Raw genomic sequence first — 13549 nt, 5'->3', positions numbered from 1 at the left:
AAACCTGACCATCGACCAGCCATGACGAGATCGTCGCGTTGGCATGACAGTACGATTTGCGATTGAAGGGGCACGCGATGCAGGGGCCAAGGAATGAACAAAGTCTATGCAATCGCGGATAGCGCGTCTAATATATTGAAGTCGCAGTCCCGATACGTTTAATGTATGGATCTCAGGCATTTGCGGTACTTCGTCGTGGTCGCAGAGGAACTGCACTTCACACGCGCGGCGCAGCGCATCGGTATTGCACAGCCGCCATTGACGTCGCAGATCAAAGCACTCGAGCGTGATCTGGGGGTGCAATTGTTCGACCGCCAACCGGGGCGTGTGAGTCTGACGGTCCCCGGGAAGGTTTATCTGGAGGAGGCGCGCGCAATCCTCGAGCAGGTCAAGAAAGCGGGGCTGCGATGCCAGCTGAGCGCACAGGGGAAAGTTGGGCGTCTGGCTATCGGCTTTACCGAGTCGGCGTCGTATCGCGAAGAGGTGACCTGGGCGCTACACGAATACCGGAGCCTCTATCCGCACGTCGAAATTTCACTGGAAGAACATCGCACGGGGCCGTTGATGGACGCCTTGAGGCAAGAACGCCTCGATCTGGCCTTCGTTCGTCCGCCGGTCGACGAGGATGACGCAGTTGCGTTTTTGCTGATGTCGACCGAACCGATGGTGGTCGCGGTTCCCAGGGGGCATCCGCTCGGCAAGCGCAAGTCTGTGCGGCTCGCCGAATTACGCGACGAACTGTTCGTGCTTTACGCGCGGACCACGCGCTCCGGTCTCCCGGAGAAGGTACTGTCGGCGTGCGAGGCAGCCGGCTTCAGTCCCAAGGTCGTGCAGTTTGCCCCCCAGATTTCGTCGACGATCAATCTGGTCGCTGGCGGTCTGGGCATTTCAATCGTGCCCTCCTGCATGCGCAAAAGCCGGGCGGACGACGTCCGTTATCTCGCGCTGCAAGGCGGGCAACTGACGGCAAGTCTGGGCTTGGTACATCGAGTGAACGGGATTTCGCCCGCGGCCCGGAACTTTGTCGATCTGGTGCGGAAGAAGACGGTTCGGTAGCCGCGAGGAAATCATTCCGCCGTGCCTCCAGGGCGCAGCACGCCGCCAGCGTCACTGCTGAGAGGACAAAGGGTCTATCTGTCTCCGCCATCTCTGCGCACGGCCGTTGGGTGCACGAATGCGACATTCAGTATCCGAAGCGATCGATCAGGCCGTGACGGAATCGGTCACCCATCTCAACGCGCAAGTGGAATGGGCGCGTAACCTGCTGCTCGGCATGCTCGGGCATGACATGCGCACGCCTTTGCAGACGATCCTGCTGACGGCGTCGTATCTCGCATCGCTGAATGCCGGCGAGACGGTGGCGAATGCCCGCAGCGCGACTCGCAAGGAGTGGCACCAGGATGCGATCGCTGCTGGACGACTTGTGTGACTTCAATCGGACGCAATTGGGATTGGGGATCAAAATCGATCCGCACGATTCCGATGCGAGCGACATCGTCACCGATATGGTCGAAGAGCTTCGTGTCGCGTACCCCAGGCGGCAGATCGACTCGAACGTCGAATCGAATTTGTCGGGACGCTGGGATGGTCAGCGAATCCAGCAACTGGTCGGGAATCTCGTGCTCAACGCACTGAAGTACGGCGCCCAGGATGCACCGGTCGGCGTTTCTGTTGCACGGGCGAACGGGGGCGTATGCATCGAGATGAGCAACCATGGGGCAGCCGTCAACCAATCGTTAGTTGTATTAGCCGGGACTCGATCTGACAGGTAGTCGGATCGACAAAGAACGAGGCATCAATGGGGGGTGAGTTTCTCCTTGGCAAGCTCGAGTGAATCGAGGAAAGTGCGCATCGATGCCTTGCCGTAACACCAGCGCCCCTGATGCGCTCGTTCATTGTTGTACTGGTCGACCCGCGCATCAAGGTCCGTTTGCAAGGTCTCGGCCGCGCATCCGAGACTGCAGACAGAGGCGGTCGTGATGAAAGCGCGAAGCTGCTGGCGATTGAAAGTCATGCCTGAAGGTAATGCCTTTGGGCGAAATCGGCAATTCCGGATTCTGCCGGATGTTTAGATAATGCGTTCACCAGAACCGTACTGAACAATAGGAGATTCCAATGGCGTACAGCGTTCCGCCACAAGGCCATCAAGCCGGCAATGCGCAGGGCATGACAGTACGCGATGCGGTGATCGCTTGCGCAAACGACAACCGCTACGGTCTCGCGGCGGCCGTGTTTGGTCGGGACAGCGCACGCGCGATGAACGTTGCCCGGCGCATCGAATCCGGAATCTGCCGTATCGATGGGCCGGTGGTATACGACGGAGCTCAAATGCCGTTCGGCGGCGCCAAGGACAGCGGCTTCGGGCGATTCGGCGGCCGCGCGGAATTTATCGACTTGCGGTGGATCGCCCTGCAGCCCCCCCCGCCACTATCCGTTCTGAGGAGCATGCCATGCAGATCGCCATTCTGGGCGCCGGTGCGATGGGTTCGTTCTTTGGCGGCCGCCTCGCGCTGGCAGGTCATTCGGTCAGCCTGCTCGATATCGACGAGGCTCATCTTGCCTCGATTCGCGCCCACGGCCTGCGGCTGTCGACCGATTCGGGCGAGCAAGTTGTGCGCAATCTCGTCGCGCTGAGGCCGGAGGAGGCCAGCAAGCCCGTCGACCTCGTCATCGTTTTCACGAAGACGATGCATACGACCGCCGCACTCGCTGCCGCAAGCGCAGTACTCGGCTCTGACACCGTCATCCTGTCTTTGCAGAACGGCCTGGGGAACGCCGAACGGCTCGCCCGATCCGTATCGCCCGACCGGGTCATGGTCGGCGTGACCACGTGGCCAGCCGACAAGTCGGAGCCTGGGGCCGTCCGCTCGCATGGCCAGGGCACGATTCGACTGATGAACGTGAACGGCGCGCATACGAGCGCGCTCGAACAGACCGTGCAGGCCTTGAACGACGCCGGCCTCTCGTGCCATGTCGATCCCGACGTCTGGGCCGCGATTTGGGAGAAGGTTGCATTTAACGCCGCCCTCAACAGCCTGTGTGCCGTGACGCAATGCATGGTCGGCGAGTTGACGAGTACCCCTGACGGTGAAGAATTGGCGCTGAAGATCGTTGCGGAGGTGATGGCCGTCGCCCGTGCGCTCGGTATTTCGGCAACCGAAGAGCACGTGGTGTCGAACGTGCGCGATGCGCTCGCCCATCATCGTACGCATCGGCCATCGATGCTGCAGGACGTGCTGGCCGGGCGGCGTACCGAGATTGAAGCAATCAATGGCGCCGTAGTCGAGGCTGCTCGCAAGGTCGGTGTAGAAGTGCCGTATACGAACAGCCTAGCGTGCCTCGTCAGGCTCGTCGACGCTCGTGCACGCCAGTCGGATGGAGCGACGGCTCGACATTGAAGCACATGGCGGTTGCCGCCACGCGCGTCGTCGAATTGTCCGTCGACCTTCCGAGTTTCCAGCAGCACGTACGATCCTCCAGAAGAATCCCCTCGATGCTTCAGGCTCAACTCTTGCGCAGTCGACTGCAACGCGGGTGTTCGCCCGTTTCGCGGAGGACACGACATGCGCTTGTCTGAATTCATCACACATAACATCGAAGCTATCCTGGTTCAGTGGGAGGCATTTGCCAGAACCCTGATGCCCGCAGCCGACGGCATGTCGCCGATGGCCTTGCGCGACGATGCCCGGAAAATTCTCGAGGCGTTGGTCAGAGACATCTCGACGCCGGAAACGCGGGATCAACAACGGGAAAAGTCGTTAGGGCATGCTGAGGAGCACGGCAATGCTGCCGATACGCCCGCGCAAACGCATGCTCAGTCGCGCGCCGGGCGCGGCTTCGACATCAACCAATTGATCGCCGAGTACCGCGCGCTCCGCGCCAGCTTGTTGCGGATGTGGATAGACGACTGTCTCCCGGATGCCCCTCACATAGGCGACATGGTGCGCTTCAACGAAGCGATCGATCAGGCCGTGACGGAATCGGTCACCCATTTCAATGCGCAAGTGGAATGGGCGCGTAACCTGCTGCTCGGCATGCTCGGGCATGACATGCGCACGCCTTTGCAGACGATCCTGCTGACGGCGTCGTATCTCGCGTCGCTGAATGCCGGCGAGACGGTGACGGACGCTGCTGCGCGACTCGCAAAGAGTGGCGCCAGAATGAGGTCCTTATTGGACGACTTGTGTGACTTCAATCGGACGCAGTTGGGATTGGGGATCAAAATCGATCCACATGATTCCGATCTGAGCGATATCGTCACGGATATGATCGAAGAGCTTCGCGCCGCATACCCCAGGCGGCAGATCGACTTGAGCGTCGAATCGAATTTGTCGGGGTACTGGGATGGCCAGCGAATCCAGCAGCTGGTCGGGAATCTCGTACTCAATGCACTGAAGTACGGCGCCCAGGATGCACCGGTCGGCGTTTCGGTTGCGCGGGCGAACGGGGGCGTATGCATCGAAGTGAGCAACCATGGGCCTGCCCTCGACCCGTCGACGCTGGCGAAAATCTTCAATCCGCTCCAACGCGGTCCCGGCAAATCGCACAACGCGCCGGGCGATGACGGCATGGGCCTGGGCCTGTTCATCGCGCGTGAAATTGCGTCTGCGCATGACGGGACCATTGAAGCAAGGTCGGACGCGAGCGAGACGGTGTTCGTTGTACATCTGCCATACCGCAGCTAGTTGCTGTTGATCGACCGATTGAATCCGCGGCCAGGAACGATCGCTCGATACAGCGGCCCGGATCGCGGGCGCGGCGCTGATCGTCACCGCACTCCATCGTGGCCGCCAAGACCATCCGGGCAGATTGAATGAAATGCCCGCATCAGGAAAGCCTCCATCGGAAGCGCAAGATCTATGGATGAATGGTTTCGCCCCGGTTCAGCATGTCGATGAATTCGCCGATCTTGCGCGCCCGTGTTTCCGGCTTTTTGGCATTCTGTATCCGGAACAGAATGGCATAGCGGTTGCGGCTGCTCAGCGTTGCAAAGAACTTCCCGGCTCGCGGATTGGCGTCCAGGGCCGCCTGCAGGTCGTCCGGCACGATCGAGTTGCCGGCCGACGTATACGCGGCCTTCCATCGGCCGTCCTGCCGGGCCTTCTCGATTTCGACCATGCCGCGCGCGCGCATTCTGCCCGCGGCGATCAACGCTTCCGCCCTGTCTTTGTTGAGTTTGGACCAGATGCTTTTGGCGGTGCGCGGGGTGAAGCGTTGCAACCAGTATGTCTCGCTCTCGGCCCGCTTTTGACCGTCGATCCAGCCATGGCAGAGCGCACTTTCCAGCGCCTGTCCGTAGGTGACGGTTCGCTGCCCCGCGCCTTGTTTCGCCAGACGCAGCCATGCGCCGGTCGCGGTGCCGCCGTTCTGCTCCAGCCAGCTTTCCCACTCGGCCTGACTGGCAAAGGTCAGCGCGCATTCGGTCATGTCGTTATCCTGAATGGTTGGGTACGGTACAGGGCAGGCGTCCGCGGTCCGGCAGTGTCGACGCGGACATCACCGTCCGGGGTGCGCTCAATACGTGAGCGCCTTACCGGAAGCATCCTTGATTTTTGTCTTCCACTGCGTGCGGATTTCAGATACGACCGAATCAGGCAGCGTGATGTAGTCGAGGTCCGTGGCAGTCTGGCTGCCCGAGCGGAATGCCCAATCGAAGAACTTCAGCGTTTCCGCGCCCTGTGCCGGCTTCTCCTGCTTCGCGTAAAGCAGCACGAACGTCGCGCCGACGACCGGCCATGCGTCCTTGCCCGGCTGGTTGGTCAGGATCTGGTAGAACGACTTCGACCAGTTCGCGCCGGCCGCGGCCGCCTTGAACGTTTCCGCTTTCGGCTCGACCACCGTGCCCGTCGAGTTCTTCAGGGCCGTGTAGACCATGTTGTTCTTCTTCGCATACGCCCATTCGACATAGCCGATCGCGCCCGGCAGGCGCTGCACGAAGGCCGCGACGCCGTCGTTGCCCTTGCCGCCCGTGCCCGTCGGCCAGTTGACCGCCGTGCCTTCGCCGATCTTCGACTTCCACTCGTCGTTGACCTTCGACAGGTAGTTCGTCCAGATGAAGCTGGTGCCCGAACCGTCAGCGCGGCGAACCACGGCGATGTCCGTATCCGGCAGCTTGACCTTCGGGTTCAGCGCGGCGATCGCCGGGTCGTTCCACTTCCTGATCTTGCCGAGGTAGATGTCGCCGAGCACCGGGCCCGACAGCGTCAGTTCACCGGCCTTCACGCCCGGCACGTTGACGACCGGCACCACGCCGCCGACCACCGTCGGGAACTGGAACAGGCCTTCCTTCGCGAGCGCTTCATCCTTCAGCGGAGCGTCCGAACCGGCAAAATCGATCGTCTTCGCGATGATCTGCTTCAGGCCGCCCGACGAGCCGATGCCCTGGTAGTTGACCTTGCCGCCGCCCGCCTTCCGATAGGCATCCGCCCACTTCGTGTAAACCGGGACTGCAAATGTGCTGCCGGCTCCCGTGATGTCGGCGGCGTGAGCGGTGATGGCAACGAAGGCCAGGGCGCAGGGGGCCCACATCCGGATGTTCATGCAACGTCTCCTGTCTGATTTCGATGGCAATGAGCAACGGCTCGGGTGCAGTTTCGGTCACGTCGAACTTCTCCGCAACGGCATCCGCCGCCAGTCCGGCCGCGACGCATTGCCGGCCCGTGCCGTCAGCAGAGCGATGGTCGTCACGCCCCCGCTGTCTGCCCGAATGATGCCGATGAGGGTCGAGACGAGGCGCGGGCACCGATCGGCATCCCGGGGGCCGTTTGGGGGCGGCAGCTACCGATTCGGAAGGAACGAGGCTGGTACGCGCCTGAAGTGTTGTAGCGATCTCTACAAGATTGCAGTCTTCGTGACGGGAAACTATGCTGCCCTCATGAATGCGATTCCTGCCCCCTGGCTCCTGTTGATCGTCAGTCTGCCGACCTCCGGCGCGACTGCGCGGATGCGCATCTGGCGGACCGTCAAGACGCTCGGCTGCGGCGCGCTGCGCGACGGTGCCTACCTGTTGCCGGCGCATGCCGAACAGGCCGCGCAGTTGCGCGAGCTGGCCGACGAAGCGCGCAAGGGCGAGGGGCAAGCCTGGCTGTTGCAGGTCCGCCCGGAAGATGCGTCCGACGAGGACGCGTACCAGGCGCTGTTCGATCGCAGCGGCGACTACGCGGACTGGCTCGCCGAGCTGTCGGAGGACCGCAAGACACTGCCCGAGCTCGCCGCAGCCGATCTCAATCGTCTGCACCGTCGCCACGCGCGCACGTATGAGGCCATTCGCAGCATCGATTTCTTTCCCGGCGAAACCTCGCTGCGCGCCAGTGCGCAATGGCGGGATTTCACCGCTGCGATCGAAGCGGTGAAATCCCCCGACGAGCCGCGTGCTGCCCAGGGTGGCATTCCGCGGCGCGATCGTGGCCGGTATCAAGGGAAAGTGTGGGCGACGCGGCGTCACCTGTGGGTGGACCGCGTCGCCAGCGCATGGCTGATTCAGCGCTTCATCGATCCGCATGCGCGCTTCGTGTGGCTGGAAAACATCGCCGAATGCCCGGCCGATGCCCTTGGCTTCGATTTCGACGGCGCTCCGTTCACGCATGTGGGCGATCGCGTTTCATTCGAGGTCCTGGTCGCCAGTTTCGGACTGGACGACAACGAAGGGCTCGTCCGGCTGGGGGCGATGGTGCATGCGCTGGACGTGGGCGGGGCGAGCGTGCCGGAAGCCGGCGGCTTCGAGGCCATTCTGGCCGGCGCCCGCAAGCGCCTTGTCGGCGACGATGCGTTGCTGGCGGAGATGGGTGCCGTGCTCGATTCGCTGTACGCCCATTTCCGCGGCCCCCGGAAACCTTGATCTTGCTGCTCGCCCCATGAACATTCATCGCGATCGCCCCGCCTATACGCTGTGGCAGCTGATCATCTATTTCGCGTGGCTTGGCGCGACGGGCTTCGGCGGCCCGGTTGCGCTCGCCGGCTACATGCATCGGGACCTCGTGGACACCCGCAAATGGATCGCCGACGCGGACTACAAGGAAGGCCTCGCGCTCGCGCAGCTCGCGCCTGGTCCGCTCGCAGCGCAGCTGGCGATATATCTCGGTTATGTGCACTACCGCATCGTCGGCGCGACGATGGTCGGGATCGCGTTCGTGCTGCCGTCGTTTCTGATGGTTGTGCTGCTCGGTTATGCGTACACCCGATTCGGCGGTCTGACGTGGATGCAGTCGGTGTTTTACGGGGTGGGCGCGGCGGTGATCGGCATCATCGCGATCAGCGCACGCAAGCTGACCGCGAAGAGCATCGGTCGCGACAAGCTGCTTTGGGCGATCTATCTGACGCTGGTCGCCGTGACGGTGATCACCGAATCGGAAGTGGCGTGGCTGTTTCTCGCGGCAGGCCTGCTCGTCTGGTTCACGCGCTCGCCGCCCGGCTGGTTGCGCCAGCGGCGCGTCGATGCGATGGTCGCGCTGCCGGTATCGGCTACCGGCGCCTGGCTGGGTATCGCCGACTGGCCGCAGCTTGCGCAACTTGCCGCCTTCTTCGCCAAGGCCGGCGCCTTCGTGTTCGGCTCGGGCCTCGCCATCGTGCCATTCCTCTATGGCGGTGTGGTCACGGAGCACCATTGGCTCGACGAGAAACAGTTCGTCGACGCGGTTGCGGTCGCGATGATCACGCCGGGGCCGGTCGTCATCACGGTGGGCTTCATCGGTTATCTGGTGGCGGGCCTGCCAGGCGCATGTGTGGCGGCAGCCGGCACGTTCCTGCCGTGTTATCTGTTCACGGTGTTGCCGGCCCCGTACTTCAAGAAGTACGGCAAGCTGCCGGCCATTCTGGCCTTCGTCGACGGTGTGACGGCAGCCGCCGTGGGCGCGATCACGGGTTCGGTGATCGTGCTGGCCAGACGTTCGATCGTCGACGTGCCCACCGCATTGATGGCGCTGGCGACGATCGTGCTGCTGGTCCGATTCAAGAAGCTGCCGGAGCCGGCGGTCGTGGCGGGGGCCGCCGTGATTGGCTTGATGGTGTATCCGCTGTTGCATCACTGATCGGGGAGGCTGTCATGCAGTGGATTACGCGAGAACGTCCCAAGATCGACAGGGTCGCCTGTCCCTGGCTCATCGTTCGTTTCATCGACGAGCGCCCGGTGTTCCTCTACGTACCGCCGGGCGACGTGTTGCGGATCGCCGGCGAGACCGGTGCGATCCCGTACGACATTCCAGGCGTGGAATTGACGCATGTCGGCGAGTACTGCAGCTTTGACGCGTTTCTCGACAAGTACGGCCTGACCGGCGACCGGGCGCTGCAGCAGATGGCCCGCATCGTGCGGGGCGCGGATACGTCGCGGCTCGACCTGACGCCGCAGTCCAGCGGGCTCTACGCGATTTCACTCGGGCTGTCGGCGCTGTTTTCCGACGATCACGACATGCTCGAGCATGGCCTGGTCATGTACGACGCACTGTATGCGTGGTGCAGGCATTGTCAGGCCGAAAGCCATGCGTGGCCGCCGAAGATGGCGGAGTGACGCACCCGCTGTCGTGCATGCTTTCTGGCGGGAAACGCATGCTACGACGCTTCGCGCTCCGTCACCTGCTCGAGCAAATGGGCAACGAAGCGGGTGAGCTTCGGCAGCGGCCGCCGGTCGTGTCGATACACGACATGAACGGGATGCGGCCTCGGTGAATGGTCCTGCAGCACCTGTACCAACGCGCCGCTGGCCAGATCGTGGCGCACGAGGACTTCCGGTTGCAGCAACAATCCCGCGCCTGCGATCGCGGCCATCCGCAGGCCGTTGCCGTCATTGCACGTGAATACCGGTTCCGTGGACAAGTGCGGGCTGTCCTGGTCCCCGAGCTTCCAGCCGTGACGGCTGTTCCATACCGTGTGAGACAGGCAGTGATGCGCGGCCAGGTCCTGCGGCGTCTCCGGCCGCCCGTACCGGGCGAGATAGTCCGGCGACGCACAGATCACCATGCGATACAGCGTCAACGGCTTGGCAACCAGGTCGGCATCGCCCAGGTCGCCAATGCGGATCGCCAGATCAAAACCCTCGTCGATCAGGTCGACGTTGCGATTGCTCAATTCCAGTTCGACACGCACGAGCGGATACCGCTGCCGGAACGTCGCGGCCAGCGGCGCGATCACACAGGCGCCGAAGGTGATCGGCGCGCTGATGCGCAACGTGCCGGACGGTGACGCGCGCAGCCGTTCGACCGACGTTTCGGCGATCCGCATGTGTTCGAGCGCGCGCTTGGCGTCTTCGTAAAACGCGCGGCCGGCATCGGTCAGGTTCTGGCGTCGGGTCGTCCGCTCCAGCAGGCGTGCGCCGAGGCGCTCCTCCAGTTCGCGCACATATTTGCCGACCATGACCGCCGAGATTGCCAGCCGCCGTGCTGCCCCGGTGAAGTTGCCGCCCTCCACGACGGCAACGAAGGTTTCCATCGCACGCAGTCTGTCCATATTGCGAACTGTAGGTTAGTAGTGTCGGAAATTAGAGCATATTTATGGGCTCTTCGGTTCGGGGAAGAATGGCGACGTTTCCACCTGAACGCGAAAAGGAGTGTTCGATGAAGATCGTCGTAATCGGTGCCGGCGGGGACGTCGGCCGTTCCGTGGCAGATGAACTGGCGCGTGACGGCAAGCACGAAATCATTCGTGTCGGCCGCACCCGTGGCGACCGCCAGGTCGATATCACCCGTGACGACAGCGTGGGTTCGCTGTTCGAGCAGATCGGGCGCATCGACGCCATCGTGGTCGCCGCGGGCAATGTCATTCTGGCGCCCATCGACGAGATGACGGCGGAGGAATTCCATCAGGGCCTGCAGGACAAACTGCTCGGTCAGGTGCGTGTCGCGCTGATGGGTCAGCATTTCCTGGGCGACGGCGGCTCGATCACGCTGACCTCGGGCATCGCGGTCGATGATCCGATCGCGCAGGGCACCCATGCCGCAGCGTCGAATGCCGCGATCGAAGGGTTCGTGCGTGCCGCCGCATGCGATCTTCCACGCGGGCTCCGCATCAATGCCGTGAGTCCGACCGTGCTGACGGAATCCATGGACCGGTTCGGGCCATTCTTTCCCGGCTACGAAGGCGTGCCGGCGGCACGCGTGGCATTGGCCTACCGCCGCAGTGTCGAGGGGGTGCATAGCGGTCGCATCTATCGGGTCGGTCATTGAAGTGACGGGCCCGCATGTCGGCACCTGCGGCACGCGCCGGGCCGGTACACCGGAAACCGCAGCGCACGCGTCATCGCGCTCGGGTATGCTGCGTCACTGTTGACGCGCCTGGCGAACGAATCGGGCACGACGATGCATGGCGCGGCCGATACCGCGCTGGCAGCGCCCCGTTCGCCGCGCGACGCCCCTTCGATTTCCGGAAAAAAGGACCCCTCATGGCAGAACTGGACCACGCACTTTACGAGCAGATCGGCGCGCTGAGCGAGGCCGGCGACGCGCTGGCGGAGGACGAGGATTTCGAAGGCGCGCTCGCGAAATACCGGGAGGCGTTCGACCTGCTGCCCGAACCCAAGACCCAGTGGGAAGCCGGCACCTGGCTCATGGCCGCCATCGGCGACGCGAACTTTTTTCAGGAAGACTACGCGGCCGGACGCGACAATCTCGGCTACGCGATGCGGTTTCCCAACGCGATCGGCAACCCGTTCCTGCACCTGCGGCTCGGTCAGTGCCAGTTCGAACTCGGTGATCTCGACCGCGCGGCGGACGAGCTGATGCGCGCCTACATGGGCGGCGGGCCGGAGCTTTTCGAGGACGAGGACGACAAGTACCTGCGCTTCCTGGCCACGCGGGCGGACGGGATCCAGGTGCCTTGACGGGTGCGCGGCGCGAGTCCCGGCCAACGAGCCCGACCCGCGCCCCCGACGCCATGCCGCTTCATCGAAGCCGATGGCGCCCGCTCGGGTTTTGACGTATCGACGAAGCGGAAGGGGATGTCTACGCCGCGCGCGAAGCGGGTTCGACAACGGAGGTAGCGCAGCGCCGGATGCATGTCGGTGGAAACCGGCACGCACCTATCAGCGTTTCCACCAATATGGAAAACGCGAGTCCGGCCGATGTTGCAGAGAGGACGTGAACAATCGATCCGAGGCCCATTGTGACGACATCTGCAACGAACGGCGTGAATGGCGTGCCATCCGAAACCCCCGACGCAACAGCGGCTTCCGGCGACGCTGAACGCGCCCCGTCGATCCTGCTGGTCGACGACGAGCCGAACGTGCTGTCGGCGCTCAGGCGCGTGCTTCGTCCCACCGGCTACGACGTCCTGACCGCCGACAGCGGCGAGGCCGCACTCGCGATCCTGGCGTCGACGGAGATCGACCTGATCGTGTCCGACATGCGGATGCCGCACATGAGCGGCGCGGAATTTCTGGCGCGCGCACGGGCGTTGTACCCGGACACGATGCGCATCCTGCTGACCGGTTATGCGGAGATCGCGTCGGTCGTGCAGGCCGTCAACGAAGGCGGCGTGTACCGCTACCTGAACAAGCCGTGGGACGATCACGACCTGCTGCTGACCATCGAGCAGGCGTTGGAGCAGCGCAGTTTGCGCCGCGAAGCGGCCCGGCTGGCCGCGCTGACGGAAGCGCAGAACGACGCGCTGCGCCGGTTCAACACGGAACTCGAAACGCAGGTGCGTGCGCGCACCGAGGAGCTCGGCCAGACCGTGATGTTTCTCGAGGCCGCGCAACGCGACCTGAAAAGCAGCTTCACGGCGATGGTGCAGGTCTGCGCGAGCATGATCGAACTGCGTTGCGGCGCCGCCAGCGGCCACGCGATGCGGGTCGGCGAGATCGCGCGCCGGCTCGCGCTGGCGGCGCAGATGAGCGAGCTGCACGCGCAGGACGTCTATTTCGCGGGGCTGCTGCACGGCATCGGCAAGCTGTCGCTGCCGGACGAATTGCTGCACAAGCCGCTCACGCGGATGACGACGGACGAGCAGCGGCTGTTCCACGAGCATCCGTTGCGGGCGCAGATGGTGCTGACGCCCGTCGCGCAATTGCACAAGGTCGCGTCGATCGTGCTGCACCAGTACGAGCGCTTCAACGGGCGCGGCACGCCGGACGGGCTGATCGGGGAAGCGATCCCGCCCGGCTCGCGGATCGTGGCGATCGCCCGCGATTTCGAAGGGCTGCGCCACGGCGAAATCGGCGCGCCGCATTCGATCGAGCAGGCGATCGACGTGTTGCGTTCGCAGGCCGGCGTGCGTTACGACCCGCTACTGGTCGAGCGCTTCACCGAGCTGATGCGCGACCCCGCGAGTCTCGGCATCGCGGCATCCGTCGCCGAGATCCGGTCGGCGCAACTGCGCGAAGGCATGCGGCTCGCCGACGATCTGCGCACGCATCGCGGCGTGCTGCTGATGACGAAGGGCAGCGTGATGTCCGCGCATCAGATCGAACTCGTGCGGCGCTTCGAGACGCGCGAAGGGACGCCGTTCGACATCCTCGTGCTGGCCGGCCCGGCGGCGTCGGCGCAGGCGCCCGACGCAGGCGCGCCGCCGGCGTGACGGTCGCGGGGGGCCGCCGCACCTCCACCCCCGCAATGGTTTTCCACAA

15 protein-coding genes and 1 pseudogene are annotated in these 13549 nt (G+C 63.7%); 12 read left to right on the top strand and 4 right to left on the bottom strand.

The window, feature by feature from the left end:
- Positions 1 to 165: 165 nt before the first annotated feature.
- From AC0KUR_RS09850 to AC0KUR_RS09840, 3 genes are all read left to right on the top strand, one after another.
- Positions 166 to 1056 (top strand): LysR family transcriptional regulator, encoded by an 891-nt coding sequence (locus AC0KUR_RS09850; protein WP_473375797.1) that lies wholly within the window; start codon positions 166 to 168, stop codon positions 1054 to 1056.
- A gap of 154 nt (positions 1057 to 1210) precedes the next feature.
- The gene (locus AC0KUR_RS09845) at positions 1211 to 1429 is read left to right on the top strand and encodes a hypothetical protein (protein WP_473375796.1); all 219 of its coding nucleotides are present in this window, start codon (positions 1211 to 1213) and stop codon (positions 1427 to 1429) included.
- A complete protein-coding gene (locus AC0KUR_RS09840; RefSeq protein ID WP_473375795.1) occupies positions 1401 to 1772 on the top strand; it encodes a sensor histidine kinase in 372 nt (123 codons plus the stop codon). Before AC0KUR_RS09845 ends, AC0KUR_RS09840 begins: the two co-directional genes overlap by 29 nt.
- 23 nt (positions 1773 to 1795) lie before the next feature.
- On the opposite strand, the gene AC0KUR_RS09835 is transcribed toward AC0KUR_RS09840, so the two are convergent.
- Entirely contained in the window at positions 1796 to 2014 is a 219-nt protein-coding gene (locus AC0KUR_RS09835; protein WP_473375794.1) for a hypothetical protein, read from the bottom strand.
- A gap of 164 nt (positions 2015 to 2178) precedes the next feature.
- On the opposite strand from AC0KUR_RS09835, the pseudogene AC0KUR_RS09830 reads away from it, so the two are divergent.
- The 3 genes and pseudogenes from AC0KUR_RS09830 to AC0KUR_RS09820 all read left to right on the top strand — a co-directional run.
- Positions 2179 to 2440, top strand: a pseudogene (locus AC0KUR_RS09830) (aldehyde dehydrogenase family protein); the annotation flags it as partial.
- Positions 2441 to 2450: 10 nt separating this feature from the next.
- Entirely contained in the window at positions 2451 to 3398 is a 948-nt protein-coding gene (locus AC0KUR_RS09825; protein WP_473375793.1) for a ketopantoate reductase family protein, read from the top strand.
- A 165-nt stretch (positions 3399 to 3563) separates the two neighbouring features.
- Positions 3564 to 4685, top strand: a complete 1122-nt coding sequence (locus AC0KUR_RS09820; RefSeq protein WP_473375792.1) for an ATP-binding protein — start codon at positions 3564 to 3566, stop codon at positions 4683 to 4685.
- 172 nt (positions 4686 to 4857) lie between these two features.
- Here AC0KUR_RS09820 and AC0KUR_RS09815 read toward each other — a convergent pair whose 3' ends face one another.
- Both AC0KUR_RS09815 and pstS read right to left on the bottom strand, forming a co-directional pair.
- Complete coding sequence (locus tag AC0KUR_RS09815) at positions 4858 to 5427, bottom strand: YdeI/OmpD-associated family protein (RefSeq protein ID WP_034191787.1); 570 nt, start codon at positions 5425 to 5427, stop codon at positions 4858 to 4860.
- 87 nt (positions 5428 to 5514) lie between these two features.
- Positions 5515 to 6540 carry a phosphate ABC transporter substrate-binding protein PstS gene (pstS, locus tag AC0KUR_RS09810; protein ID WP_175027723.1) on the bottom strand — a complete coding sequence of 342 codons (1026 nt, stop codon included), beginning with the start codon at positions 6538 to 6540 and terminating at the stop codon, positions 5515 to 5517.
- Between the two features lie 334 nt (positions 6541 to 6874).
- On the opposite strand from pstS, the gene AC0KUR_RS09805 reads away from it, so the two are divergent.
- Genes AC0KUR_RS09805 through AC0KUR_RS09795 form a run of 3 tightly spaced genes read left to right on the top strand, consistent with a single transcriptional unit; the run spans position 6875 to position 9502 of the window.
- The gene (locus AC0KUR_RS09805; protein WP_301741863.1) at positions 6875 to 7837 is read left to right on the top strand and encodes a chromate resistance protein ChrB domain-containing protein; all 963 of its coding nucleotides are present in this window, start codon (positions 6875 to 6877) and stop codon (positions 7835 to 7837) included.
- 16 nt (positions 7838 to 7853) lie between these two features.
- A complete protein-coding gene (locus tag AC0KUR_RS09800) occupies positions 7854 to 9026 on the top strand; it encodes a chromate transporter (protein ID WP_034191784.1) in 1173 nt (390 codons plus the stop codon).
- A gap of 14 nt (positions 9027 to 9040) precedes the next feature.
- Positions 9041 to 9502, top strand: a complete 462-nt coding sequence (locus AC0KUR_RS09795; RefSeq protein ID WP_034191783.1) for a chromate resistance protein ChrB domain-containing protein — start codon at positions 9041 to 9043, stop codon at positions 9500 to 9502.
- 41 nt (positions 9503 to 9543) lie between these two features.
- On the opposite strand, the gene AC0KUR_RS09790 is transcribed toward AC0KUR_RS09795, so the two are convergent.
- Positions 9544 to 10437 carry a LysR family transcriptional regulator gene (locus tag AC0KUR_RS09790; RefSeq protein WP_473375791.1) on the bottom strand — a complete coding sequence of 298 codons (894 nt, stop codon included), beginning with the start codon at positions 10435 to 10437 and terminating at the stop codon, positions 9544 to 9546.
- A 107-nt stretch (positions 10438 to 10544) separates the two neighbouring features.
- Here AC0KUR_RS09790 and AC0KUR_RS09785 point away from each other — a divergent pair, with 107 nt between their 5' ends.
- The 3 genes from AC0KUR_RS09785 to nosR all read left to right on the top strand — a co-directional run bounded on the left by AC0KUR_RS09785 (position 10545) and on the right by nosR (position 13500).
- Positions 10545 to 11153: a short chain dehydrogenase gene (locus AC0KUR_RS09785; protein ID WP_473375790.1), complete on the top strand. Its 609-nt coding sequence runs from the start codon at positions 10545 to 10547 to the stop codon at positions 11151 to 11153.
- 215 nt (positions 11154 to 11368) lie between these two features.
- Positions 11369 to 11806 (top strand): tetratricopeptide repeat protein, encoded by a 438-nt coding sequence (locus AC0KUR_RS09780; protein ID WP_034191780.1) that lies wholly within the window; start codon positions 11369 to 11371, stop codon positions 11804 to 11806.
- Positions 11807 to 12087: 281 nt separating this feature from the next.
- Complete coding sequence (nosR, locus tag AC0KUR_RS09775; protein ID WP_034191779.1) at positions 12088 to 13500, top strand: response regulator c-di-GMP phosphodiesterase, NosR family; 1413 nt, start codon at positions 12088 to 12090, stop codon at positions 13498 to 13500.
- Positions 13501 to 13549: the final 49 nt, after the last annotated feature.

This window comes from Burkholderia sp. YHN3-13 (genome assembly GCF_055810675.1).
The sequence above is the reverse complement of the archived record's forward strand: the minus strand, read 5'-3'. Positions and strand labels throughout refer to the sequence as shown.

Bases quoted from the DNA above. Each gene is read 5' to 3' on its own strand.
- pstS (WP_175027723.1), bottom strand. From the start codon at position 6,540: ATGAACATCCGGATGTGGGCCCCCTGCGCCCTGGCCTTCGTTGCCATC.
- AC0KUR_RS09795 (WP_034191783.1), top strand. From the start codon at position 9,041: ATGCAGTGGATTACGCGAGAACGTCCCAAGATCGACAGGGTCGCCTGT.
- AC0KUR_RS09840 (WP_473375795.1), top strand. From the start codon at position 1,401: ATGCGATCGCTGCTGGACGACTTGTGTGACTTCAATCGGACGCAATTG.
- AC0KUR_RS09835 (WP_473375794.1), bottom strand. From the start codon at position 2,014: ATGACTTTCAATCGCCAGCAGCTTCGCGCTTTCATCACGACCGCCTCT.
- AC0KUR_RS09790 (WP_473375791.1), bottom strand. From the start codon at position 10,437: ATGGACAGACTGCGTGCGATGGAAACCTTCGTTGCCGTCGTGGAGGGC.
- AC0KUR_RS09780 (WP_034191780.1), top strand. From the start codon at position 11,369: ATGGCAGAACTGGACCACGCACTTTACGAGCAGATCGGCGCGCTGAGC.
- AC0KUR_RS09805 (WP_301741863.1), top strand. From the start codon at position 6,875: ATGAATGCGATTCCTGCCCCCTGGCTCCTGTTGATCGTCAGTCTGCCG.
- AC0KUR_RS09825 (WP_473375793.1), top strand. From the start codon at position 2,451: ATGCAGATCGCCATTCTGGGCGCCGGTGCGATGGGTTCGTTCTTTGGC.
- AC0KUR_RS09850 (WP_473375797.1), top strand. From the start codon at position 166: ATGGATCTCAGGCATTTGCGGTACTTCGTCGTGGTCGCAGAGGAACTG.
- AC0KUR_RS09785 (WP_473375790.1), top strand. From the start codon at position 10,545: ATGAAGATCGTCGTAATCGGTGCCGGCGGGGACGTCGGCCGTTCCGTG.
- AC0KUR_RS09820 (WP_473375792.1), top strand. From the start codon at position 3,564: ATGCGCTTGTCTGAATTCATCACACATAACATCGAAGCTATCCTGGTT.
- AC0KUR_RS09815 (WP_034191787.1), bottom strand. From the start codon at position 5,427: ATGACCGAATGCGCGCTGACCTTTGCCAGTCAGGCCGAGTGGGAAAGC.
- AC0KUR_RS09800 (WP_034191784.1), top strand. From the start codon at position 7,854: ATGAACATTCATCGCGATCGCCCCGCCTATACGCTGTGGCAGCTGATC.